Origin of the sequence: Flavobacterium zepuense (assembly GCF_007097145.1) — a bacterium.
Taxonomy (GTDB): Bacteria; Bacteroidota; Bacteroidia; order Flavobacteriales; family Flavobacteriaceae; genus Flavobacterium; species Flavobacterium zepuense.
In genome coordinates, this window is the sequence record NZ_VJVZ01000001.1 from 240828 (window position 1) to 266931 (window position 26104).

Consider the following 26104-nt stretch of genomic DNA (forward strand, 5'->3'; position numbering starts at 1 on the left):
TCTGTATTAAAATTAGTTAATTTTTTACTACAAGTTTTTTAGTTAAATAATTACCAGATGACGTAGTTGCATTTAATATATACATACCCGATGGAATTGTATTGATATCTAACAGATATTCATTTGTGGATTTATCGGCTTTTTTAGATAAAATTACTTTGCCGTCAATAGACAGTAACGTTATAATATAAAAATAATCGTCATTAAGCCTTAAATTTACCTTGTTAGAGGCCGGATTAGGATAAGTTAAAAACTGATCATCAAGCCCATTAACAAAAGCTTCATCATCTGCACCCTTTTCTGCATAAAGTAACCTTGCGGTACTTGTGTTACAAGCCACTTGGTGACCCCAATAATTAGCGCTATTAGTAATGTGGGTATCTCCTTTAAGGTGTATAAAATTCTGTGCGCTCATTTCAATATCAGCACCGGCAGTTATAACATAATTTCCCTGTGCAGTTATATCGCTTTTATTGTTATAAATAAATGGTGCTGTATGTGTTTCTGAATTTAACACCAGCGAATTGCAAACCTCCGGATACCAGTTTACGAATTGCGGAAAACCTTGGTTTACACTACGAGTAAGGGTAATTTCGGCAAACGAATATCCCGGATTGGTAAAATTATTTGGGTTATGTAATACAGATATTTTATGAGTATCGGTTTTTATATACATCTTACCATTTATGCCCAACCTTATACCGCCAAATGCAGGGTACTGCGCTATTAATTGTGTTTGCCCTGTAGCTAAATTATGCTTGTTAAGTTTATATGATCCTGTCATTCTGGAAACAAAATACAGTATCTTGCTATCGGGCGAAAATTCCATCTCCCACCTATTATCTGTGGCTGCCTGTAAAATGTTATTTGTTACATTAGTTACCGCCCCGGTTATTGAATTAAACTCACCGGTTTTGTATGCTATGGTACTACTACTTGCAGATTTAAATGCTGTAGCAAGTGTTTTACCATCCGGCGATATTTTTATAAATGACCCCATAACACTCGTATCCTCGGTTGGCATAGAGTATACTGTATTTGGCAATAACGAGTTACCTATCATGTTTGCCGTTACTTTATAAGAATAAATAAAGTTTTTAACTTGTGTGATTACCCAGTAATTAACGCCGTCGCCACAAAATGCAGATGTTATCTTTTCTGACTTTGGGTGTGTTAGGTGATTATAGGATGAATCTACAGGAATACCGTTATGATCTTTTAGTGCCACATTTTTAAGTATCACTTTTCCTAACCCACCGGCTAAACTCATATCTACTAAAGAATAGTGCAGTCCTTCGCCATTACCCGTTTGACCATCAATGGTAAATATGTAAAACCTGTCAGAATTACCCGGTACAGGAACTATTATTACATTTTGTGTGCTGGATAAATGGCCCTTTAAATCAAAACCATTATCCATTTGGGCATGGTTGTGCGTAAAGACTTCTACGCCATTTGTATAAAATAGCAAATTACCACTTTGGTCTGATACAGATGCCATACCTTCAAAAGCCGTATTAGATCCTGCCGGGTAAAAGGAGTTAGACAATGGCATATCTGTAAGCTCTGTTGGAGTAGCTGTTAAAAAGCTCATGCCTGCATGGTCTCCAAAATACCAGTTAGCATTATGTAGCTGGGCATAAGCAACGACATATAGCATTAAAGCTATACATAAGTATAAGTTCTTCATAATATATTTTTAATGTAAAACTTATTTTTTATTATCTTCTACCAATTGCTCAACCATCTTTTTAAGCTCATTTATTTGCTCCTGTTGATTATTGATTGTTTTATTTTGATCAATAACATACAATGTAAGTTCTTCAATTTTTTCCTGCTGCAATTTTGCCATTTCAGCTACTTCAAATCCCTGAAGGTCAATTTCTTTTGCAGATGGTATATTGGGCAAGTGGCCATTTTGCTCAATGTAACATTCAACTTCTTCAAGTGTAAGCAGGTTGTAATTATCATTAAAAACATAATCAGCCCAGTTAGTCGCATTTTTTGGTGTAACTCTTATCTCTTCGGTTAAAATACCGCCCTTTACAAAAAGCTGGTAGTTAGAAACATTTACGCCGTTAGCACTTGCCGGGAAAAGATTAGCCTGATTAGCAAGAGTTTCGTTAGTTATTCCTACTTTACCGTTAAACACCAGTTTATTAGCTGCAAAATCTCCATAAATCAACGGTGTATTGGCTGTGCTGTTCTCTATATATAATTTGTTACCTGTAGTTTCGTTATAACCCGCAGTATTGCCTATAAAAACATTACCACCACTTGTATTGAGGTATCCGGCTTTGTATCCTATTATTGTATTTGCATCGGCAGTAACATTGTAGCCTGCATCTGCACCAACTAAAACATTTTTGGAGTTACCGGAACTTTTAAATCCTGCCTGTGCACCAAGGAAAACATTTTCCGAACCGTTTCCTAAATTAAATCCAGTTTGATAACCCACTGCTAAATTAGACATGCCATTGCCAGAATTTGAACCCGCCGAATGCCCAATAAATGTAGAATTACCTGGCTGAAACCCGGTAAGGCTTTTTCCGGCTCTGTAACCGTAAAATACATTACCCGTACCTACGGTACCTGCATCCTGCCCACCGCTTGTTAATGTAGCGGTTTGAGATACATTTTGTGCACTAATCGTTAAATACCCTGTTAAGGCTAAAATTGTTAAATAAATTTTTTTTGTTTTCATGTGGAAATAATTTTTAAGTTGAATTGTTAAACTTATGAAAACGTTAACTTAAAAATGTTAAATTATTAATAATATTTACCTAAAACTTAACAACTTAATTCATCAAAATTTAATTGGTATAATTATGTTATTTACAAACATTTATTTTAACAGTTACACATTTTGGCACGATAAATGTAAATGAAGTTAATGATTGAAAAATTATAAAAAGTTGTATTACGACGTACCAATGTGAGTCTTCAATACTGAAAATCAGTACTACAACGAGTTCGTATATTTTTTTTATTATTTATAAATATGGCATTGCATATTTATGTAACTTTGACGGCGAATGAAGAAGTTGTTTGTTAAATTTTTAATCGGGCTTGCATTAGTGCTTGTAAGTGGATATAGTAATCTATATGCGCATGAGGTTAACTTTGCCCCTGCCCCTGCAAAAAACAACGACCTTGCTACAACCGCCAGCGCTTACATACTTAACAATTTAGCTGACGCTACAATTAATCCTTCCGCACCGGTTATTTATAAATTAAACGACAAGGTTGACATTTCCGACAACGAAAATGAAGAAGAAGAATTAAGCACCCTTAAGGCTGTTTCTGTAAAAAAGACTACAGCGGTAAGTAATTACTTTACATCTGCATTTTACCCAACAACACCCCAATATTTTTGCAACGACATTAAAAAATGTGTGCCTGCGTGCCCTCATTTTTCACTTGTCGGTACTCAAAAACTGCATATAATATTCCGGGTATTAAGGATTTGATTTAAATCCTGAGCAAGCAAAGCTTTTGCCTTGCTACATTTCTGCACACTGTATTTTGTACTTAATGACTTTCCGTAGCCTTTAGCTATCAGGATGCCCATTGCGTATTGCTATACATTTTCCTAAAAATTTATCACAAAACATTTTATCGTACTGCTTAAACGCAAATTATTATGAAGAGAATCGTAATGCTCATGGCGGGCGTATGCGTATTGCTATGCAATACAAGCTGCCAGACAAAAGAAGAAGTAAAAGAAGAGAAAACTGAATTCTTAGTTACTAACCCGGTTAAAATGGATACTGCCATTACTAAGGAGTATGTAGCCCAAATACGGTCTATACGCCATATTGAGCTAAGGGCGCAGGAACGAGGGTATTTGCAAAAAATTTATGTAGATGAGGGCCAGGCAGTAAAAGAAGGCCAACTGTTATTCCAGATTATGCCTAACCTGTACCAGGCAGAAACACAAAAGTCTCAGGCAGAGGCTAATTTTGCTGAAATAGAATACAAAAATACAAAAAAACTTGCCGATAACAATGTAGTTGCCCCTAACGAGCTTGCTATGGCAAAAGCCAAGTGGGATAAGGCTAAGGCAGAACTTTCTTTAAGCCGTGTACACCTGCAATTTACAGAGATAAGGGCACCGTTTGATGGTATTATAGACCGTTTTCATGTTAGGCCGGGTAGCCTTGTAGATGAGGGTGACCTGCTTACAGAACTTTCTGACAACAGTAAAATGTGGGTTTACTACAATGTTCCTGAGGCTGAATACCTTGATTTTCAATCGCAGGTTAAGCAAAAAGACAAAACAAAAGTAAACCTGTTAATGGCTAATAACAAGCTATTTGATTATCCCGGTATTGTAGAAACTATAGAAGCCGATTTTAATAACGAAACCGGTAATATTTCTTTCAGGGCTACCTTCCCTAATCCTAAAAGCCTTTTAAGGCATGGTGAAACCGGTAATATAGAAATGAGCGTACCATACAAAAACGCAATACTTATCCCTCAAAAAGCAACCTTTGAGGTGCTTGATAAAAAATATGTTTATGTTATCGACAAAAACAACGAGGTTAAATCAAGAGAAGTTAAAATTGGCGGAGAGCTGCCTCATCTTTTCATTATAAGCGAAGGTTTAAAGTTAGATGATAAGATTCTTCTTGAAGGTTTGCGCCTTGTAAAAGAAAACGAAAAAATAAACTACAAATTAGAGAACGGGCAACATGTTATATCGCATTTAGAGCTATATGCAGAATAATCGAATAACTTAAAAAGAAACAACATGTTTAGTAAATTCATACAAAGGCCTGTATTTGCCATCGTGATCTCGATCATGATCGTATTTATGGGTACTCTTGCAATCACGCAATTGCCAACATCGCAATTTCCTGATATCGCACCTACAACAGTAAATATTTTTATTGCCTATCCCGGAGCCAGTGCCGATGTATTGGTTAAATCAACCCTGATAACTTTAGAGAATGCCATTAACGGTGTTCAGGACATGAGGTATATGGCTACCGATGCAACCAGCGCCGGTGAAGCCACTTTAAGGATTATTTTTGAGCCCGGTACCGACCCCAACCAGGCCGTTATACGGGTAAAGACCCGGGTAGATCAGGTTATGCCCCTCTTGCCCGAACTTGTACAGCGTGAAGGGGTTGTTATTACCCCAATACAGCCCAGTATGCTTATGTATGTTAACCTTTATGCAAAAGGTAAAGACATGGATGAGAAATTTTTGTACAATTATGCCAACGTTAAAATGCTACCTGAGATCAACAGGATTAAAGGTGTGGCGAGGTCGCAAATATTGGGTAGCCGTACCTACGCGATGCGTATATGGCTAAACCCTGACCGTATGAGGGCATATAACGTATCGGTAGATGAGGTGATGAGTGCTCTTGGCGAGCAGAGTATTGTGGGCCGCCCGGGCCGTATTGGCCAGAGTTCCGGTATCAGCGCACAGTCGTTAGAATATGTATTGACCTATAAGGGCAGGTTTAGCGAGCCGGAAGAGTACGGTAATATTATTATACGTGCAAATGCCGACGGTCAGGCCATACGCCTTAAAGATATTGGCCGCGCCGAGCTTGGTAGTGAATTCTTTGATATTTACTCCAACTTAGACGGGCACCCATCGGCATCTATAATGCTTAAACAAAACTATGGCAGTAATGCAAGCGATGTAATTGCCGATGTTAAAGCCAAGCTGGAAGAAATGAAACAAACTTTCCCTCCGGGAATGGATTATAAAATTAGTTATGACGTTTCTAAATTCCTTGATGCTTCTATCGAACAGGTAATAGACACGTTAAGGGATGCCTTTATACTTGTGGCATTAGTGGTGTTCATCTTCTTAGGAGACTGGCGCTCAACGCTTATCCCCATATTAGCTGTACCGGTATCGCTTATTGGGGCATTCTTTGTTATCCAGTTCTTTGGTATATCCATCAACATGGTTACGCTGTTTGCATTGGTACTGGCAATTGGTATTGTTGTGGATGACGCCATCGTGGTCGTCGAGGCCGTACACGCCAAGTTTGAAGAGTTTCCGCATATAACGCCTTACCAGGCAGTAAAACAGGTACTTGGCGAAATTAGTGGCGCTATTATAGCAATTACAGCGGTAATGGTATCGGTATTCGTACCAATATCCTTCATGTCGGGTCCAGTGGGTACTTTTTACCGACAGTTCTCTATAACCATGGCAAGTTCAATTGTAATTTCTGCACTTATTGCGCTTACACTTACACCTGTATTGTGTGCCATGCTGTTAAAGAACAACCACGGGCAAGAGAAGAAAAAAAATGTACTTACTAAAAGCTTAGACAGCTTTAACAGGGTGTTTGATAAGCTTACAGGTAAATATGTAATCTTACTAAAATCAATCGTTAGCCGCAGGGTGCTTACCTTTATTATATTAATCGGGTTCTGTGCGGGTATCTTCTTTGTAAATAAAATTCTTCCTTCAGGATTTATCCCGAGTGAAGACCAGGGTACCATTTATGCGATTATCCAGACACCTCCGGGATCTACGCTGGAGACTACCAACCAGGTTTCACAAAAACTTCAAAAAATTGCCGAACATGTAGCCGGTGTAGAATCGGTATCATCGCTTGCAGGTTATGAAATCATGACCGAAGGAAGGGGCTCTAACGCAGGTACCTGTATGATAAACCTTAAACCGTGGGATGAAAGGGAGCATAAGGTAACCGAAGTAATGGAAGAGTTAGAGGAAAAATCAAAAGGGCTTGGAGCAAAAATTGAGTTTTTCGAGCCGCCTGCAATTCCGGGATTTGGTTCATCTGGTGGTTTCTCGTTACGTTTATTGGATAAAAACACTGCTACAGATTACCAGGATTTTGATAAGATCAACAAAAAATTCCTTGATGATTTAGGCAAGCGTAAAGAATTGGCAGGCTTGTTTACCTTCTTTGCGGCCAACTACCCTCAATATGAGTTGATAATAGATAACAACCTTGCAATGCAAAAAGGCGTGTCTATTGGCAAAGCTATGGAAAACCTTGATATCCTGATAGGTAGTACGTACGAACAGGGCTTTATTAAGTTTGACCGTTTCTTTAAAGTATACGTTCAGTCCGATCCTAAGTTCAGGAGGCTACCGTCAGATGTACTTAACCTCTTTGTTAAGAACGATCATGGAGAGATGGTTCCCTACTCTGCCTTTATGAAGCTTAAAAAGACGCAGGGCCCTAACGAAATTACCCGTTACAACATGTACAACTCTGCTGCTATACAAGGCTTACCTGCAAAAGGTTACACCACTGCAGATGCTATACAGGCCGTGACTGAAGTCGCTAAGCAAACATTGCCTAAAGGCTATGATATAGCATGGGAAGGTTTATCTTATGATGAATCGCACAGGGGTAACGAGTCTATTTACATATTCCTAATTGTATTGGCATTCGTGTACTTTGTGTTAGCTGCACAATATGAGAGCTTCATTATTCCGTTAGCCGTAATATTCTCACTACCTGTGGGTGTACTTGGTGCCTTTGTATTGCTTGAAATGATGGGGCTTGAAAATGACATTTATGCCCAGATCGGTTTGATCATGCTCGTCGGGCTGCTCGGTAAGAACGCGGTATTGATCGTAGAGTTTGCCGTCCAGAAGCACCATGAGGGCATGACGATACTGGAAGCGGCCATAGAAGGTGCTAAGGTACGTTTCAGGCCAATTTTAATGACTTCGTTTGCCTTTATTGCAGGTATGATACCATTATTACTTGCCTCAGGAGCAGGCGCTATCGGTAATAAAACTTTGGGTTCTGCTGCATTAGGCGGTATGCTTTTCGGTACAGTCTTCGGGGTAATTATCGTACCGGGCTTGTACTACATATTCGGATCATTGGCAAACGGCAGAAAACTGATACAGTTTGAAGAGGACAGTTCTTTATCTGAAGGATTTGTACACTCAATAGATAATTTCTCAAATACTGAAGAACATGAAGGCAAAGAGTAGAGCATATAATTATATAATAGCAGGCAGTTTAGTACTTACCTTTTCTGCCTGTAAAGTCCCGGGTCTTGTACAGCGTACAGAAAATACATCGGTTCCTACTGCATATAATACCGTGCAAAAGGATACTGTTACGGCAGCACAGCTAAAGTGGAAGGAATATTTTACCGACCCTAACCTGGACAGCCTTATTGATACGGCGCTTAAAAACAACCAGGAGCTTAACATTACGCTACAGGAAATTGAAGTTGCTAAAAGTGAGATTAGGGCCCGTAAAGGAGAATATTTGCCTTTTATTGGCCTACAGGGCAGCGCAGGCGTAGATAAAGTGGGGCGCTACACAAACATTGGCGCACTGGAAGAAAACCTCCCTATTAAAGAGGGTAAAGCCATGCCGGAGCCTTTACAGGATTACAGGGTTGGCGCCTACGCATCCTGGGAAGCTGATATTTGGGGCAAACTGCATAACGCTAAAAAAGCAGCGGTTAGCAGGTATCTGTCCAGCGTTGAGGGTAAGAACTTTATGGTAACCAACCTTATTGCAGAGATAGCAAATTCATATTACGAGTTGCTTGCCCTTGATAACCAGTTGGATATTGTAAAACAAAACATCCAGATACAAACCAATGCGCTGCAAATAGTTAAGCTGCAAAAAGAGTCTACCCGTGTTACAGAGCTTGCCGTGCGCAGGTTTCAGGCACAGGTGCTTAATACGCAAAGCTTACAGTACACTATTCAGCAGCAAATAACGGAGACTGAAAACAGGCTAAACTTTTTAGTGGGCAGGTTCCCGCAGCCGGTTGTAAGGAGTAAAACTCCATTAACTGATCTGGTACCGGAAGCTGTGCAGTCTGGCCTGCCGTCTCAGTTATTAGCTAACAGGCCCGACATTAAACAAGCTGAAAACGACCTTGCTGCTGCAAAGCTTGATGTTAAGGTTGCCAAGGCAAGGTTTTACCCGTCATTGGGAATATCGGCAGGAATAGGCTATCAGGCATTTAACCCTTCTTATTTAATAAAACCACAGTCGTTACTATACTCGCTTGCGGGCGACCTTACTGCTCCGTTAATTAACAGGAATGCTATTAAGGCAACCTATATTTCGGCGAATGCAAAACAGGTACAGGCAGTTTACAATTATGAGAAGACTATTTTAAATGCGTATGTAGAGGTTGCAAACCAACTGGCAAAAGTAGATAACCTTGCTAAGAGTTATAACCTTAAATCGCAGGAGGTAGATGCATTAAACCAGTCTATTGATATCTCCAATACTCTGTTCCAGTCGGCCAGGGCAGATTATATGGAGGTGCTGATGACACAACGTGATGCGTTAGAGTCTAAATTTGACTTAATAGAAACCAAATTGCAGCAAATGAATGCAAGGGTTAATATTTATAAAGCATTGGGTGGCGGATGGAAATAATGCCTAAACAGGCTAAGACCATTTAATATTCATATTTCAATTACGTTCTTCATTCTCTTTAAACCCTCAAAGCTTTAGTTTTGAGGGTTTATTTTTTACATTCATTTAATTAAACATATATTTTACTTTTCTATATTTAAATAATAACTAAATTTGTACTACAACGATATAATATAAGTTATTACGTACAGGTTTATTTCATTTTGAAGCATTCTAAATAGAATAAAACTTAATGAAAAATAAATTTTATTGCCATTTATAGTGTAAAACGTGCAGTATATAGAAAATGTGAAATATATCTTGCCGGTTTATTCTTAATAATATATTTTTGAATACATTCCAATCCAACTAATACTAAAACACCTTAATTATGCAATTATCAGATGTTACTAAGAGCATTAAAGAATGGGGAGTAGCAAGGGGCAATAGCCAGGCTGCCATTCAGTTACTATCTTCAGGCAATTATTTTGAATTTAAAAACAATTACCCTACGGGTTCTACTGCTAAATTACATGCCTATTTAGGCTTAAACGAAAATCTTAACGGCTTAAATATTTACATTATCCCGGCACAGTACGACAATGCCGAATATGTAGCCGATATAATGCAATATATTACCGTATGCAAAGTATTGCCGGAACTGGGTAACTCGCACCAAATACCTGAAACTGAGGCCAAGCAAAGGATAGCTGCCTGGGATGCTGATTTTAATACCTGGATACCAAGGCAAATTGCGCAGCCGGATGGTTTGTTCCAGGCATTTTATATTCCCGGCGATTATATGACACAGGGAAAAAATTATGATATCTATTTTGCATTAGAAGCATCATCATCGCCTACCGGCTTTACTGCAGACCTTATTGTTACAGAGGCGTCTCAAAAAGTTGTTAGCTATTATGATACTGTTAGGCCTGTACCGCCTTTTGATGTGTTTGAGTCTGATTTTTACCTTCTTGACATTGCATTAGCTACCGTATGACATTTTTCAGAGCTGTGAGCCTCGCTACAGCGCTGGTACCTATATTATTATTCGTTGGGATTGCGGCCGGAGCCTATCGTTTTAAATCATTAAAAAAACAGTACAGGTTCTTATTACTGTATCTGGGTATATGCTTTTTAACCGATATTTCCAGCCGCATATTTGGCGAAATATATAACAATAACCTTGTTTTTATAGTAATATTCAGCCTGCTGGAGCTATTATTTTTTACCGTTTTTTATCAGGTTTGCCTCTTTAAGAAGAAGGATATGCCCAGTATTATACTAACCATTGCGGCAACGCTTTATATAAGTTGGGAGGTATACATTCTGGCAAATGCTACGCCAAAAGAGTTTCAGTCGTATGCTAAGGTAATCTGCTCATTTATAATCATTATGATGTCTATTACGCTGTTTTTCGAAAAGATAGACAGCGAGCAGCAGGACAACAGTATCCTAAAATTAAACTCGGCATTTGTTATATATTTTTCGTTAAACCTTATATTGTTTTTGCCCATTAATTTTCTTATTAATGTAGCCTCGATGGTTAAGTATTATTTTTGGTTTGCAAACTTTTTACTAACACTTTTATTCTATGCCTTTTTAAGTCGCGAAATATGGAGAAATGGCTCGACCCGCAAACAATTACAATCTGGATCATAATTGTTATTGCAATTATAACCCTGCTGGCTGTTTCGTTTGTAAAATTGGTACGGCTTAATTTTAAGCGGATGGTGGCAACCCAGTTAAAAGATTCGCGCATACAACTGGAACATCAAAAAAAGTTGCTGGAAACCGGTATTATAGCGCAGGAACAGGAACGTACTCGTATTGCTGCCGATTTGCATGACTCCCTCATTGGCAAGCTAACCGTGCTAAGGCTTAAAAACCAAACGGATTATAATTATAATGATATTGATGCGCTTTTAGGCGAAAGCATTGCCGAGGCCAGACGTATATCGCACGACCTTAGTCCGCCCATGCTGGAGTTTGTATCTGTGGAAGAAATTTTAGATGGCATAGTAGCTTCGTGGAAAAAACAGATGAAAATTAATTTTCTCAGTAACATTGCACAGGGCGCTGCCATACCCAATAATTTAAAAATCCAGGTAACCCGTATTACGCAGGAGCTTATTATAAACATACATAAGCATGCACAGTGCAGCCTTGTAAATGTGTATTTAAAGATTACCAATAAGTGCCTTATCCTTATTGTAAATGATAACGGTAAGGGGTTTGACATGAATATTGCAAAAAAAGGCATTGGCCTTAAAAATATCGAGCTCAGGATGTTGTATTTAAATGGCCTGCATAAGATAAAAACAGGAAGCAAAGGCACTACTGCCATAATGATACTTAACCATTCTAAATTTGAAGCCGAATGAAAAATATCTTAATTACCATTACAGATGATGATTCGCTTATTGTAAAGTTGTTAGAAGATTTTTTAAATGCTGCAGATGGACTTAGCGTATTATTTACAGCCAATAGCGGCGAAGACCTTATTGCAAAACTTGCCGTTGCCACTACCCTGCCCGATGTTTTATTGTTAGACCTTAAAATGGGCGGCATGAATGGTATAGAAGTGGCTCAACACATTAAATCGCTATTTCCTACTATTAAAATAATTGTGGTGTCATCCCACTATCAGCAATCGTTCATGGGATTTATGTTTAAAACCGGCGCTTCGGCATTTGTGCCAAAGGGCATCTCCCCTATCCTTCTTAAAGAGATCATTAGCACAGTATATAACAAAGGCATATATCTCATGGAAGACCAAATGGATACCCTTCGCGACCAGATAAGCAGCAAAGCGCCAAAACCCATTATAGATGATAATCAGCAACTATCTGAACGCGAAATAGAAATTTTGCGCCTTATAAGTATGCAAAAAACTGCTAAAGAAATAGGCGATATTTTATTTATTACACCACGCACAGTTGAAGGGCATAAAAACAACCTGTTTGCTAAAACAGGCGCTAAAAATATTGCCGGCCTTGTAATATATGCTATTCAGCATAATATTATAAACATTAATACTTTACCCGCTATATAACTACTAATCATTTAGGGGCTAATACCAAACCATGTTTATTTACATCTCAAGTATTTACTCCAACTGGTACTGACTTATTACTCCAGCATTAAAATTTCTAATGAAAATTCTAATGTAATCCTAATATACTTATTTAGATTAAATACAAATAACAAAGTAAGTTTGCGCACGTATTTAATAAGCAAACTTGTAAATGAGGTCATTACTATTTTTAACCATCTTACTGTTTAATATTCAGGCATTTGCTCAAATCGGGGCAGTTACGGGAAACGTAGTTTTTGAAAATAATGATGTAGCTTATGGTGTTACGGTATTAGTTAAAGGCACCCAAAAGTATGCTACAGTTAATGAAACAGGAAGCTATGAAATTAAAGGTCTCACCTATGGTATTTATGTTTTAGAGGTATCATCTTTAGAAGCGCAGACTAAAACGGTAAACGTTACTGTAAATAGCCCAATCGTTCAGCTAAATATAACCGTACAAAAAAACAACCCAAAACAATTAGATGAAGTAGTTGTAAGCAAAATATCGGCTAAAAAAGAAATTTTAGATAAAGGTTTCTCCGTTAACGTTATAGAAACTCATGAAGCTGCAAAAAGAAATATACAAACCAATGATTTGTTAGACCGCAGCGTTGGGGTACGGGTTAGGCAAAACGGCGGTCTCGGCGCGAGTGTTGATTACAACTTAAACGGTATGTCCGGTAACTCCATTAGGGTATTTATAGATGGTATTCCCATTTCAACTTACGGTGCTTCGTTTAACTTAAATAGCATTCCACCTGCCCTTATAGAACGTATAGAGGTTTACAAAGGTGTTATACCTGCCTACCTGGCCGATGACGCACTTGGCGGTGCCATTAACGTTATCCTTAAAAGGGGCGTACGCAATACACTAAACGCATCGGTATCCTACGGGTCGTTTAATACGGTACAGTCCAATCTTAGTACTTCATACCGAGCCGAAAACGGTTTTACGGTTAAAGCATCGGGCTTCCAGAATTATTCTGATAACGATTATGAGGTGTGGGGAAAATTTGTGTATAATATATTGCCCAATGGCCGCTACGAATATGTTAGGGCAAAACGATTTAACAATCTTTACCGTTCGTATGGTGGGCGCGTTGAGGCCGGTTTTACTGATGTAAAGTGGGCCGACCTATTCTTGGTGGGTTACAACGGAAGTGAAGACTATAACCAGATACAGCACGGACAGTTTATGACCAAGCCATACAAGGGGCGCTTTACCGAGTCGGATGCACAGGCACTAAGCCTTAACTATACCAAAAAAGATTTCCTTGTTAAAGGCCTTGATTTTAATTTTAACGGGGTATACAGCCTACGCAATGAGGTTGTAAATGATACCGTTAAATGGAATTATAACTGGAATGGCGAAAGGGCTTTAGGCTTGTATGGCGATCCTATTTTAACTCCTAACGGTGCGCAACAGGGCGCTCCTACCATTAACAATATTAAACGTAATGTAGTAAGCCTTAGGGGTGGCTTTAACTACAGAATAAACGATAACCACAAGATCATATTCAGCAATATGTACAACTCGGTTAACCGGGATGATAATGATGAATTGAAATCAGCGCTGGAAAAAAGGTTCCTGGAAACCCGCGACTTAAGAAAAAGCGTATCATCGCTTGCTTACGAACTACAGGCATTTGAATCAAGCCTACGCACCAGTATTTTTGGCAAGTATTATTCCCAAACCAATGAAAAACGCGACCCTATATTGGTAAGCGAGGGTGGACAGACCAATGTTGTTGAAGAGGTTGTTAAAAACACTACCGATATTTTTGGTTACGGCCTCGCGGTGTCCTATTTTATTACCCCACAAGTTATGCTATTGGCTTCTGCCGAAAAGGCCGTAAGGCTTCCATCTGATAATGAGATTTTTGGCAGCCCCGGAGAAAACATTACCAGCAACCCTACCTTAAGGCCGGAGATAAGTAATAACATTAATGCCGGGTTTAGGCTTGGCGCATACAAATTTAACAAACACAAAATATCGGTGGCGGCATCGGGCTTTTGGAGAAATACTGACGATAAAATTGTTCGGCAAATAAACGACCGTATAAATGATGCCATACAAACACTACCTTTTGAGAATTTGCGTGAAGCGCAATCATTAGGGGTTGAGGCCTCATTAGAGTATGTATATAACGAGAGGCTGTTTATTAACATAAATATGTCAAAATTCAGATCGCTTTACAAGCTTAAGTACGATAACAACGGTAATGTTTTAGACAACTATAATAAGCAACTACCCAACGAACCCTTTTTTACTTTAAACGGTAATGCCCAATACAATTTTAAAAGCCTGATACAAAAAGAATCAGAACTTAACGTGTATTACGCCTGCGGTTATGTGGCTCCGTTCTACACCTCATGGCTGGAGCTGGAATCATCTCAAACACCCACCCAGTTTGCTCAGGACTTAGGCGTAAGCTATACATTTCCTGCAAAGCAGTTTATTGTAAGCTTTGATGCTAAAAACATTTTTAACCAACAGGTATATGATAATTATGCCGTTCAAAAACCGGGGCGCGCTTTTTATGTGAAACTAAATTATACGATCAACAAATTTTAATACCTAATAACTAATTTTTTAAAGTAATCAATATGAAAAAACGTACTTTTAAATTACTTGCCTGTGGCTTAGTTTTAACCACCATGTCATTAATTACCGGCTGTAGCGATGATGATAGCGGACCGGCTCCTGCAAATCCGGAAACTGAAAACCGATGGATAACTCTTGCCGGCGCCGTAATGCAGGATGAGCCGGGCGATGGTAACGGTGGCACTATGGTATACGCCATATCTAAAGAAAATGCCCAGGATCCCAACTTTTCGGTAAATGTTTATGAGAGCGGGATGCCGGTACAATCTAACAGGACGGCTCGTTTGCAATCGTCTGTAGATGGTAACACATTGTTTAACATCACATATACTGGCGATAATGGTGGCGAGTTCATGACGTATGGTGTTAACGGTGCCAATAACTTTGTGCAGTCGGGCACTACGGTTAACATTTCGCAATATGCAGGGACATCACCACGCTGGACAAAACTTTTTGATGGCGACAGGACAGGTGTTGCAGTAAACGTAACGGCTCCTCAGGTTGTTACTGATACCGATGGCGCTTACCTTCGCACCAGGGGTACCGCAACCGTTTTAAGTTTAGATCTTCAAAACATATTAATTTCAGGTTACAAACAATACGAAATTGCTTTATCAGCACAGGAAGAAGCACAAGGACATCACATATTCCGTTTAGATGCTCCAACGCTTAACGCAGCCGGCGATAAACTTATTATTGGTACATGGATGCGCAAAACCGATCCTACAACCGGTGCTAACCAGAGCGGATTTGAGCGTTTAGGCTCAAAATCGGTTGTGGTAGATTACCCTTCGTTACAAAATCCTGTAGTAATTACATCTACAGTAGGTTTTGGCGATACCAGCGGTTACAGGAGCTTTAACAGCTTTGTAGGCAACGATAACAACATTTACCAGGCTACACAAAGGGATACAGAGAATGGTTCTTATATACTTAAAATAAATCAAAACAACCAATACGATAATTCATATGTATTTAGCTTAGATGATGCTTTAGGTGTAACAGGCTCTTATATTGATGCATGGAGGTATGCCGGTAATGGTATTGCTTACGCTGTATACACTCACGAAGACGCTAACAACCAAGGCTTTGTGGCAAGGATAGATCTTAATACAAGAACTGCACAAAGAGTTGAAGGTATTACGTATGATGCCGACCTTGATTTTGGCCAGTACCAGGGCTTTGTAGTTGATGGAAACCAAATTTATATTGCTGTTACTCCGGTAGGTAAAGAAGGTAACATTTATGTTATTGATATACCAACAGGTGCAGTTACTAAAGGTGCTAAACTACTTAACAGGCCCGGTAACCACTACATTGGAGTATTTTAATATCCAATTAAAAAATATTGGAAAACAGATATTATTTAGAAAAAATCTAAATAACTTTGATGCGCTCCGTTCCGGCCTCCGGGGCAGAGCGTATCATTTTAATATAATGCCATTAGCTTACAACCTAAGTTTTATGAAAAAAATACTCTTTACAGCATTAATGCTATCTGCATTATATGCTAATGCTCAAAAAAACAATTTGTTAGATCAAAATTTCTGGAAATCATCGCCGGATGTAACAGCTGTAAAATCAGAAATTGCAAAAGGCAGTAACCCCGCCGAACTCAACCCCATGTCTTTTGATCCTGTGGTTATGGCTATAAACGGTGGTGCATCTGTAGAAACTATTAAGTTTTTAATAGACCAGCCGGGCAACAGCGTAAACAAACCTACGCACGATGGACGCATTTACCTGCACTGGGCTGCCAATAAAGGCAATGACGAACTGGTGCAGTACCTTATCGCAAAAAAAAGCGATCTTAACCTGGAAGACAGCCACGGCTACACCCCTATTGCTTTTGCTACTTTTAACGGGCAAACCAATACTGCTGTATACGAACACTTTTTTAAAGCAGGCACAGACCCTAAAAAGAAATACAAAGATGGCGCTAACCTGTTACTGCTTGCCCTACCGGCTGATAAAGACCTTACCCTGTCAGACTATTTTGTAACCAAAGGCCTGTCGCTTAAAGATACCGATGCCAACGGCAGCACAGCGTTTGACTATGCCGCAAGGACTGGTAATATAGACCAGCTTAAAACACTCCTTAAAAAAGGCGTAAAACAAACAGACAACGCCATGATATTCGCCGCACGGGGCAGCAGGCGTTCTTCAAACACTATTGAAGTTTACAAATATTTAGTAGACGACCTTAAAATTAAGCCTACTGCTACTACGCCCGATGGGCAAACGGTGCTTCACTTTTTGGCGAGAAAAGAACAGCAGGCCGAAATTGTAAACTATTTTATTGCTAAAGGTGTAGACGTTAACAAGGCTGATAAAGAAGGCACTACCGCTTTAATGAACGCAGCTTCAGGTAAAGACACTGAGCTGCTAAATATGTTAATTGCTAAAACCAAAAACATTAATGCCGTTAATGCTAAAGGCGAGTCGGCACTAACGCAGGCGGTAAAAAACAGTTCGGCCGATGTAGTGTCGCTACTAATAAGCAAAGGTGCTGATGTTACTATTAAAGATGCCAAAGGCAACAACCTGGCGTATTACCTTATAGAGTCGTACAGGGCGCCACGTGGCGGCGCAGCCCAAAAAGACGATTTTACTGAGAAATTAAACCTGCTACAGCAAAAAGGGATTAATTTAGCATCGCAGCAAAAAGACGGCAGCACGCTGTACCATACAGCTATTATAAAAAACGACCTTGACCTGCTTAAAAAACTTGCAGCCTTAAAGATCGATGTTAATGCAAAAGATACTGAAGGCGTTACTGTGTTGCACAAAGCAGCCATGATATCTAAAGATGATGCCATTTTAAAATATTTGGTGGGCTTAGGCGCTAAAAAAGATATTAAGACCGGGTTTGACGAAACGGCTTACGACCTTGCAAAAGAGAATGAAGTGTTGAAAAAGAATAACGTACAGGTAGACTTTTTAAAGTAAACAATTATAAATGAAATCATTATCTAAAATTTTATTGATTGCAGCACTATGCCTGTTCTCGTTTACGGCATCGGCGCAAACCACAAAATACAAATGTCTTTTACAAATGTCTAACTACATGGGCGAAGGTGCATACGTAACCGTATCGCTTATTAATGCCAAAGGCGAATACGAAAAAACCCTTTATGTAATGGGCGATGACAAGCAATGGTACAACAGTCTTAAGGAATGGTACAAATTTTACTCTAAAAAGCCTGCTGTAAGCGCTAAAACCGGGGCTTCGGTTACCGGTGGCGACCGTAGTGTTACCACATTTGAGATCGAGAATTCTAAAATGAACAAGGGCTACAAACTGCGTTTTGAAACCGCTGTAGAAGATCAGAAATACCATGTTAACGATGTTGAGATTCCGCTTACTACCGATGGCATCATACAAAAAACCGAAGGTAAGGGCTATATACGTTACGTAAAACTCAACAGCATTTAAAGCTTAATGACATTATCCGTCTGGAGATATGCCCACTTAACACTGGCGATATTTTCTTCCCTGTTTTTAATCTTGGCATCCGCTACCGGCATTGTGCTTGCCGTAGATGCCGTAGGGGAAAAAATACCGCCTTACCGTGTGCAAAATTTTGAGGCCATTACCCTTGCAGAAACCCTGCCCGTACTACGCAAAAATTACTTAGAGGTTACTGAGATATCGGTAAACCACAACCATTTTACAACGCTTAAAGGCCTTGATGGGGACGGAAATGATATTGAAGCATACATAGATCCAAAAACTGGTAATGTATTGGGCAAGCCCCAAAAGAAAAGCGATTTTATACAATGGAACACGGCACTGCACCGCTCGCTTTTTTTGCATGAAACCGGTAGGTTTTTCATCGGTGTCAATTCGTTCCTACTGATTTTCATAGCAATTTCGGGGATGATGCTCGTTATCCAGCGGCAAAAAGGGTTGAAGCGTTTTTTTTCAAAAATCGTAAAAGATTATTTTGCGCAGTATTACCATGTGGTTTTGGGCAGGCTCATGCTCATCCCTGTTTTAATTATTGCAGTTTCGGGTACCTACCTTTCTATGGTGAGGTTCAAGCTTTTTCCGGAAGTGCAGTTACAGCACAAAGACATCCCGGTTGATCCCGATGCAACAGCCCAAAAAAACATAGCCGACTTTGAGGTCTTTAAAAACACAAAACTGGCTGATGTTCAAAAAATAGAATTCCCTTTTGACCCGGAGGACCCTGAAGAAATATTTATCTTAAAACTTACTGACCGCGAACTGCATGTTAATCAGTTTACCGGCCAGGTGGTGAGCGAGATACCCTACCCTGCTACCGTGTTGTTTGAAAACCTGAGCCTTAACCTGCATACCGGGCGCACCAACAGCATTTGGGCCATTATACTGGGCTTAGCATCAATAAACATATTATTCTTTATTTACTCCGGTTTTGCCATGACATTAAAGCGCAGGCAAACCAAAGTAAAGAACAAATATAAAGCTACTGAAAGCCAATTTATTCTACTGGTAGGATCTGAAAACGGCAGCACGCTGCGGTTTGCCAATGCCATCCATACACAGCTTATCGCTAACGGTTATTCATCGTACCTCACAGGGCTAAACCAATATACCCAATTCCCTAAAGCAGAACATATCATTATATTTACCTCAACACATGGCCTGGGCGATGCACCTTTTAACGCTACCAAATTTTTATCGTTGGTTAGGCAGCATCCGCAAAATCAGGGCGTACAAGTATCGGTAGTAGGGTTTGGGTCTAAATCCTATCCTGATTTTTGTGCCTATGCCATAAAAGCTGATGAAGCATTGGCAAGCCAACCCTGGAGCGAACGCTTTTTAAGCCTGCACACCGTTGATGATAAATCACCTTTACAATTTACACATTGGGTAAAGAACTGGAGCGAAAAAGCCGGCATTGCATTGGCAACCACACCTGTCTATTACGCCCAAAAGCCAACAGGCCTGCAAAAATTAATGGTTCTGGAAAAAACCACCTTATCGGCAGCCGATCATACGTTTATACTTACGCTGCGCCCCGGTACACGTGCTAAATTCACGTCGGGTGATTTGCTGGCGGTATATCCCGCAGGCGATGGCAGGGAACGTTTTTATTCTATTAGTAAAAGCAACGGCAACATACAATTGGTGGTAAAATTGCACCAGCCGGGCTTAGGGTCAGGATATCTGTATGGGCTTGAAGCCGGTTCGGTCATTAGGGCGCGCATTACACCCAACCCTGCATTCCATTTTCCTAAAAAGACACCTGTGGTGGCTATGATAGCCAACGGCACGGGCATTGCGCCCTTTTTAGGCATGATTGAAAGTAACAAACACAAAACCGAATGCCATTTGTATTGTGGTTTCCGTAATGAAACCGATGCCGTTACCGATTATAAACAATTTGCAGGAGAGCAGATTAAAAAGGAACGGCTTAATAGCTTTCACATTGCGTTTTCGCGTGAGCAAAATAACTGCTACGTGATGGATTTAATACTTAAAGATGCCGGTTTCTTTGCCGGTTTACTGCAAAAAGGGGGCACGGTTATGATCTGCGGATCTCTTACAATGCAGCAGGATGTAGAGAAGGTTTTAGACACCATTTGCATAGAAAAGAACAGCAACAGTTTTGCCCATTACAAAGCCAACGGCCAGGTACGCACCGATTGTTATTAATGTTATAATGAAGAAGTTTAAAAACATACTGTCAATCATAATAATATTGCACTGTCTTGGCTGTGCAGGGCAAACGCTGCGTAAAAGGACAACATTGCTTATGGGCAGCCGCTTTGATATTACCATAGTGGCACAAGATTCGGCTACGGCAGAATTGCGCATTAATGAGGCTATTGCCGAGATTACGCGTATAGAAAACCTCATCTCTGAATGGAGGCCGGACACACAGGTTTCTAAAATAAATCAAAATGCGAGCATTCAGCCCGTAAAGGTTGACAGGGAAGTTTTTAACCTTACGCAACGCGCGCTGATTATTTCAGAAATTACCAATGGCGCTTTTGATATCAGCTTTGCCACGATGGATAAAATATGGCGGTTTGACAGCACCATGACCAAAATGCCTACGCCTGAAGAAGTAAAACGATCAGTAGCGAAAGTTGGGTACAAAAACATAGTGCTGGATAGCATGCAGTCTACTATTTTCCTGAAATTACCCGGAATGAAAATCGGCTTCGGTTCTATAGGCAAAGGCTATGCTGCCGATAAAGCCCGCCAGCTTATGGAAAAACGGGGTGTACCGGCGGGTATCATAAACGCATCGGGCGATATGGCTACCTGGGGCAAACAACCCAACGGCACCAATTGGAACATTGGCATTACCAACCCTTTTGATACCAATAAATATATTGCCATTGTACCGCTGGGCAGGGATGCTGTAACTACATCGGGCAATTACGAAAAGTTTGTAGTGTTAAACGGCAAGCATTATTCGCACATCATCAATCCGGTAACGGGTTATCCTGCTACGGGGCTTACCAGTGTTACGGTTTTTGGCCCAAGTGCCGAGATGGCAAATGGCTTTAGTACATCACTAATGGTATTAGGTAAAAAAGCCGGGCTAAAACTCATTAACAAACATCCTGATTACAGCTGCATACTTATTACCGATAAGGGTAAAGTTATAAAATCAAAAAACTTAAAGTTTAAACTTGCCAAACAAGTTCAATAACCTAATAGGGATAGTATGGCTATCTTTTTCGTTCTATGCCCAACTTTAACATTTTAGATGCCAGTGTAGTGGGTGGAACCCCAAGCAGTACCGCTGCGCCGTTAGAGCCGCGTATCTTACCACCGCACCTGTTAAGGGTACTTATAATATGCATCCTTTCGTTTTCTTCAATGGTCCTTTCCTGCCATGCTAATTCGGCTTTATCGTTAAAGCTACTGACGGCAGGCAGCGGAAGTTCTTCAATCACCGGGCCATTTGCAAGCAAAACGCAACGCTCCATAAGGTTTTCAAGCTCGCGTATGTTACCAGGCCATGTATATGATAACAGGCTTTTTAATGCCGTATCAGACAGTCGGTCTACATTTTTTCCTATTTTCCTGCTAACACGCGTAATAAAGTGCTGTGCCAGTAACGGAATGTCTTCCCTGCGTTCCCTTAAAGAGGGCATGCGTATAGGGAAAACATTAAGCCTGTAATAAAGGTCGAGCCTAAAACGCCCTTCGGCAACTTCTTTTTCAAGGTTACGGTTGGTTGCTGCAATAATCCTCACATCCACTTTAATTGGGGTATTGCCCCCTATCCTTTCAATTTCTTTTTCCTGCAATACACGCAATAATTTTACCTGCATTTCCATTGGCATTTCTCCTACTTCATCTAAAAATATGGTGCCTTTATTAGCCTGTTCAAAGCGGCCAACCCTACTTGTAGTAGCTCCGGTAAATGCACCTTTTTCATGCCCAAACAACTCAGTTTCTATAAGGTTTTGTGGCAGGGCGGCACAATTTACCTTAATATAAGGATGCATTTTCCTGGTAGACAGGTTATGTATACTACCGGCAATACGCTCCTTGCCCGTACCGCTCTCCCCTGTAATAAGTACTGTGGTTTCTGCCAAAGCTACTTGGTTTACATAATCAAAAACGCCCATAAGCAAAGGACTTTTGCCTATTATTCCGTCAAATTCAGTTTTGGTTTCAACCTTTTTAAATTCGGGCTTAGGGTTTACGGTGGTATGTGTTGTGGTATCTTTTAATACAATGTTCTCTACCATATAAATGAGGGGCTGTTGCAGCCTCCTGCAAACATCGGCATGTACCTGGGTTAGGCCATCGGGCTTTCTGCTAAAAAAAGAAAAAAAGAAGTTCCCTTGCCGGCTAATTGCCAAAGGTACGGGCAATGTAAGGTTACAGCGCATACCCAGGTGCTCTGCAATTACCCTTTTCATAGAAGGTTTTTGCGTTAGTTTTTGAAAAGCCTCCTCAGCATAAAGCACAATTCCGCTATCTACAACCGTATCTTCCTGAAGCTTTTTAAGTTCATGGGCTTTAAGGTTGGTAATACTCTGAAATTCCTCGTTATTTATGATTTTATATTCATCAAATCCTGTTCGCAAAAAGCCATAAATGCGGTCTTCATTAAATTCGGCAATATGGTATACCGTTATTATCAGGTCGAAAGGTATGAGTGGCTGCAAAGCCCGGCTTACTTTAAAGAGCCTTTCTTCCCAACTGCCTTTGGTAGTGATGAGGTCCTGCAATTGCGCCTGAAACAACTGCTCTTTACGTATGGAAGATTCCAGCCCATATTGCTGATGGTAACCTGCTATCTGCATAGCTATTAATAAGTCTTTTTCGCGATAGGGCTTTACCAAAAAGCCGTAGGGATGCGTAGCCTTTGCGGCATTAAGTATATCTTCGTTAGAATTTGCCGAGAGGTAAATAAAACCTATATGCTGCTCCCTGAGATAACCGGCAAGGTCTATCCCGGTGCCTTTTCCCAACAGGAAAATATCTAACAATACCAGTCCCGGTTTATCATTGGCAATGCTTTTCTTGGCTTCTTCTACAGTGCGGGCTATGCCGCTAACGGTATACCCTGCATTGTTAAGCATAAGGCGCAAATGGTTTGCCTCTAAAAAATGATCTTCAACTATTAATATTTTTGTAGCAGTGTCCATAATAGCAGATTTAATTATTCATGATCAAGATGGCTTATGCCAAACGTTATTTCAATTTTACTACCGTTATCATTATAAATCTTAAACAATCCTTGTATATCATCAGCAAGGCCCTGTATAAGCCTTAAACCAAGAGAGGCGTTACGTTCCATGTCAAAATCAGGTGGTAGCCCTATCCCATTATCCCAAATAATCAGGTGGTACAGGTCATCTGCTTTTTTTAATTGGATGGTTATAATACCCTCTTTATCATTGGGAAAAGCATATTTAATAGAATTTGTAATGGCCTCGTTTAATATTAACCCAAGTGGGATTGAATGCGATAACGGGAGCTGAATATCATCTATCGCAATTTCGTACCTGATGTGCCTTTTCCTGTCAAAAGAATCATTAAGATAAGATGTCAGTTCCAAAATGTACGACTTCATATCGATGATAGAAAGATTATCACTCTGATACAGCTTTTGATGGATAATGGCCATGGCCTCTACCCTTCTCTGGCTTTCTAAGATAGCCCCCACAGCTTCCTTCCCTTTTAAAAATTCAGTCTGGCTGGCTAAAAGGCCTACCACCATTTGCAGGTTATTTTTAACCCTGTGATGAATTTCTTTAATAAGCCATTCTTTTTCTTTAACCACCAGTTCCAGCGAGCTGTTTTTACGGTTAATCTCGTCCTGCTGTATACTAAGCGCTTTGTTATTCTTTTGTTTTACCCTGTAGCTCCTGTACAGCAAAAAGATAATAACGCAAAACAAAAGCAGGCACCCCAGCATAATATTACGCAGCAATTGTGCATTTTTAAGGCTGCTTTGCTGCATTACATATCTGTCTCTAAGTTCTGTAATATTCCTGTCTTTCTTTTCAGTTTCGTACAATATATTAAGCTGGCTTATTTCTTTAGCTTTACTCTCATCATACATATCCTGAGAATACTTTACATAATTACGGTAATACTCTAATGCCTTAACGCTATTGCCCCGTGCAGAATCTATTTCGTATTTAAAGAGATTTTCAAATGATCTGTATAATTTTTTATCCTGTGTAGCAGTAAGGCTCTCATATAAAAAGGCATATTTTTCTGCTTCATCATAATTTTTTAAGCGGATATAGTAAGGAATTAAAGTGCTATACGTTACGCATAAATGATTAAAATCGTTGTTGTTTTTTATCTTGTTTTTTGCAATCTTTACATAACTGGCCGCCTTATTGTGTTGATTTTTCATGGTATAAGCACGAATTAAAACACACTCAAACACAGGCGACTGCGATTGGCGAAGAACCGGGTACTTATTTAAAAGAGTAGTAAGCAACGCAATTGCTTCGTCGTACTTTTTTAATGTAACCAAAATATTGCCAATATTATAACTAAGCTCAAAAACACCTTCTTTGTCATCGCACTTTTTTTCAAGCTCCAGGGACAGCTTAAAGTATTTTAAAGCAGGCTCATAATCCGACATTTCTTCATAAGCCATTCCTATCCTGTTATAAATCATCCCTAAAAAATGCATATCGTTGTAAGAGTCCCCGTCCATATTTTTGGCAGCAAGCAGTTCATAGGCTATGCCCTGTTTGTAATCTCCCAAGTATACATAAGCCTCTCCCATAGTACAATAAAGGCCGTTTAAATGTTTATAACCGGCAGCATTATATAAACTAAGCGCCCGCTTTAGGGTAAGTATTGTTTCGGTTGCATTACCAAGAATATTATATGCCGTACCCATTTCATTATAACAGTCGGCTTCCCTTTTTTTATTCCCGGCTTTCCTAAACGAGGAAGCTGCGGCCTCTAACAATGCTATTCTATTTTCTACGGGTTCCTGCAATAAAACATTGGCCGACCACACCATTACCTGAGCTTCGCCAAGTAGTTCAGGCTCTTTTAATTTTTTAAAGGCATCAACTGCCTTTAGGGCATAATATTTTGTGTCCTTGTACTTTGTCTGCTCCTGGGTAATTTTTGATAACTGAAAATAGCCCTGAGCTATTCCCTTCTCGTACAGATCATCTATGGCCCGTTGTAATGCTTTTTTAGCAAATTTTTCGGCTTGAATAAGGTCATTAGCAGTCCTTTCACTTTTGGTCAGGTATAGTTCACTGAGTTTTAAAAGCTGTGAAAAATCTTCATCTTCTACTACTATATTTTCAGTAACAAAGAGCAATGGCGCAGGGCAGTTTTTTGCACCTGCTTTTGCAGGTAATGCTGAACCTGCAAACAGAAAAACCATCATATTGCTTACCAAAATGTGCCTTAAATCTTTCATTATTTAGTATGTAATAGCCTATAGCAATTTACTTATAATTAACTGTAAAGTAAGCGCAAATGTTAAAAAAATCAGAATGAAATTACCGACGATATATCGTCGGAATACTAATAAATCAAACTATATATGGTTGAAAAAAATTGGTATAAAAAATTCAACTTATTGACTATTAATTAATTAAAAATAAAGGTAT

18 protein-coding genes are annotated in these 26104 nt (G+C 39.6%); 14 read left to right on the forward strand and 4 right to left on the reverse strand.

Translation table 11 applies throughout. The features are described 5' to 3' along the window. Positions 1 to 16 precede the first annotated feature (16 nt). The gene (locus FMM05_RS01100) at positions 17 to 1690 is read right to left on the reverse strand and encodes a T9SS type A sorting domain-containing protein (protein ID WP_143371491.1); all 1674 of its coding nucleotides are present in this window, start codon (positions 1688 to 1690) and stop codon (positions 17 to 19) included. 21 nt (positions 1691 to 1711) lie between these two features. Further along, positions 1712 to 2704 (reverse strand): hypothetical protein, encoded by a 993-nt coding sequence (locus FMM05_RS01105; RefSeq protein ID WP_143371492.1) that lies wholly within the window; start codon positions 2702 to 2704, stop codon positions 1712 to 1714. 331 nt (positions 2705 to 3035) lie between these two features. Here FMM05_RS01105 and FMM05_RS01110 point away from each other — a divergent pair, with 331 nt between their 5' ends. The 14 genes from FMM05_RS01110 (at position 3036) to FMM05_RS01175 (ending at position 21693) form a co-directional block, all read left to right on the forward strand. Beyond that, entirely contained in the window at positions 3036 to 3470 is a 435-nt protein-coding gene (locus tag FMM05_RS01110; RefSeq protein ID WP_143371493.1) for a hypothetical protein, read from the forward strand. A 173-nt stretch (positions 3471 to 3643) separates the two neighbouring features. Beyond that, positions 3644 to 4729, forward strand: a complete 1086-nt coding sequence (locus FMM05_RS01115) for an efflux RND transporter periplasmic adaptor subunit (protein WP_143371494.1) — start codon at positions 3644 to 3646, stop codon at positions 4727 to 4729. 24 nt (positions 4730 to 4753) lie between these two features. Continuing rightward, the gene (locus tag FMM05_RS01120) at positions 4754 to 7957 is read left to right on the forward strand and encodes an efflux RND transporter permease subunit (protein ID WP_143371495.1); all 3204 of its coding nucleotides are present in this window, start codon (positions 4754 to 4756) and stop codon (positions 7955 to 7957) included. Further along, positions 7941 to 9377 carry a TolC family protein gene (locus tag FMM05_RS01125; RefSeq protein WP_143371496.1) on the forward strand — a complete coding sequence of 479 codons (1437 nt, stop codon included), beginning with the start codon at positions 7941 to 7943 and terminating at the stop codon, positions 9375 to 9377. Before FMM05_RS01120 ends, FMM05_RS01125 begins: the two co-directional genes overlap by 17 nt. Positions 9378 to 9747: 370 nt before the next feature. Continuing rightward, positions 9748 to 10356 (forward strand): hypothetical protein, encoded by a 609-nt coding sequence (locus FMM05_RS01130; protein WP_143371497.1) that lies wholly within the window; start codon positions 9748 to 9750, stop codon positions 10354 to 10356. After that, entirely contained in the window at positions 10353 to 11018 is a 666-nt protein-coding gene (locus tag FMM05_RS01135; protein WP_143371498.1) for a hypothetical protein, read from the forward strand. The genes FMM05_RS01130 and FMM05_RS01135 overlap by 4 nt, the downstream gene beginning before the upstream one ends. After that, positions 10973 to 11740: a sensor histidine kinase gene (locus FMM05_RS01140; protein WP_143371499.1), complete on the forward strand. Its 768-nt coding sequence runs from the start codon at positions 10973 to 10975 to the stop codon at positions 11738 to 11740. The genes FMM05_RS01135 and FMM05_RS01140 overlap by 46 nt, the downstream gene beginning before the upstream one ends. Further along, positions 11737 to 12411: a response regulator transcription factor gene (locus FMM05_RS01145; protein ID WP_143371500.1), complete on the forward strand. Its 675-nt coding sequence runs from the start codon at positions 11737 to 11739 to the stop codon at positions 12409 to 12411. The genes FMM05_RS01140 and FMM05_RS01145 overlap by 4 nt, the downstream gene beginning before the upstream one ends. A 193-nt stretch (positions 12412 to 12604) precedes the next feature. Further along, positions 12605 to 15010, forward strand: coding sequence for a TonB-dependent receptor (locus FMM05_RS01150; protein WP_143371501.1), 2406 nt, complete (start codon positions 12605 to 12607; stop codon positions 15008 to 15010). A gap of 32 nt (positions 15011 to 15042) precedes the next feature. Continuing rightward, complete coding sequence (locus FMM05_RS01155; protein WP_143371502.1) at positions 15043 to 16371, forward strand: hypothetical protein; 1329 nt, start codon at positions 15043 to 15045, stop codon at positions 16369 to 16371. A 133-nt stretch (positions 16372 to 16504) separates the two neighbouring features. Further along, positions 16505 to 17989, forward strand: a complete 1485-nt coding sequence (locus FMM05_RS01160; protein WP_143371503.1) for an ankyrin repeat domain-containing protein — start codon at positions 16505 to 16507, stop codon at positions 17987 to 17989. A gap of 10 nt (positions 17990 to 17999) precedes the next feature. After that, complete coding sequence (locus FMM05_RS01165) at positions 18000 to 18476, forward strand: DUF2271 domain-containing protein (RefSeq protein WP_143371504.1); 477 nt, start codon at positions 18000 to 18002, stop codon at positions 18474 to 18476. Positions 18477 to 18482: 6 nt separating this feature from the next. Further along, complete coding sequence (locus tag FMM05_RS01170) at positions 18483 to 20684, forward strand: PepSY domain-containing protein (protein ID WP_143371505.1); 2202 nt, start codon at positions 18483 to 18485, stop codon at positions 20682 to 20684. A gap of 7 nt (positions 20685 to 20691) precedes the next feature. Beyond that, positions 20692 to 21693 carry an FAD:protein FMN transferase gene (locus FMM05_RS01175; RefSeq protein WP_185965481.1) on the forward strand — a complete coding sequence of 334 codons (1002 nt, stop codon included), beginning with the start codon at positions 20692 to 20694 and terminating at the stop codon, positions 21691 to 21693. Between the two features lie 19 nt (positions 21694 to 21712). Here the strand turns inward: FMM05_RS01175 and FMM05_RS01180 are convergent, their stop codons facing one another. Both FMM05_RS01180 and FMM05_RS01185 read right to left on the reverse strand, forming a co-directional pair. Then, positions 21713 to 23650 (reverse strand): sigma 54-interacting response regulator, encoded by a 1938-nt coding sequence (locus tag FMM05_RS01180; protein WP_143371506.1) that lies wholly within the window; start codon positions 23648 to 23650, stop codon positions 21713 to 21715. Positions 23651 to 23664: 14 nt separating this feature from the next. Beyond that, entirely contained in the window at positions 23665 to 25911 is a 2247-nt protein-coding gene (locus FMM05_RS01185; RefSeq protein WP_143371507.1) for a tetratricopeptide repeat-containing sensor histidine kinase, read from the reverse strand. Positions 25912 to 26104 lie beyond the last annotated feature (193 nt).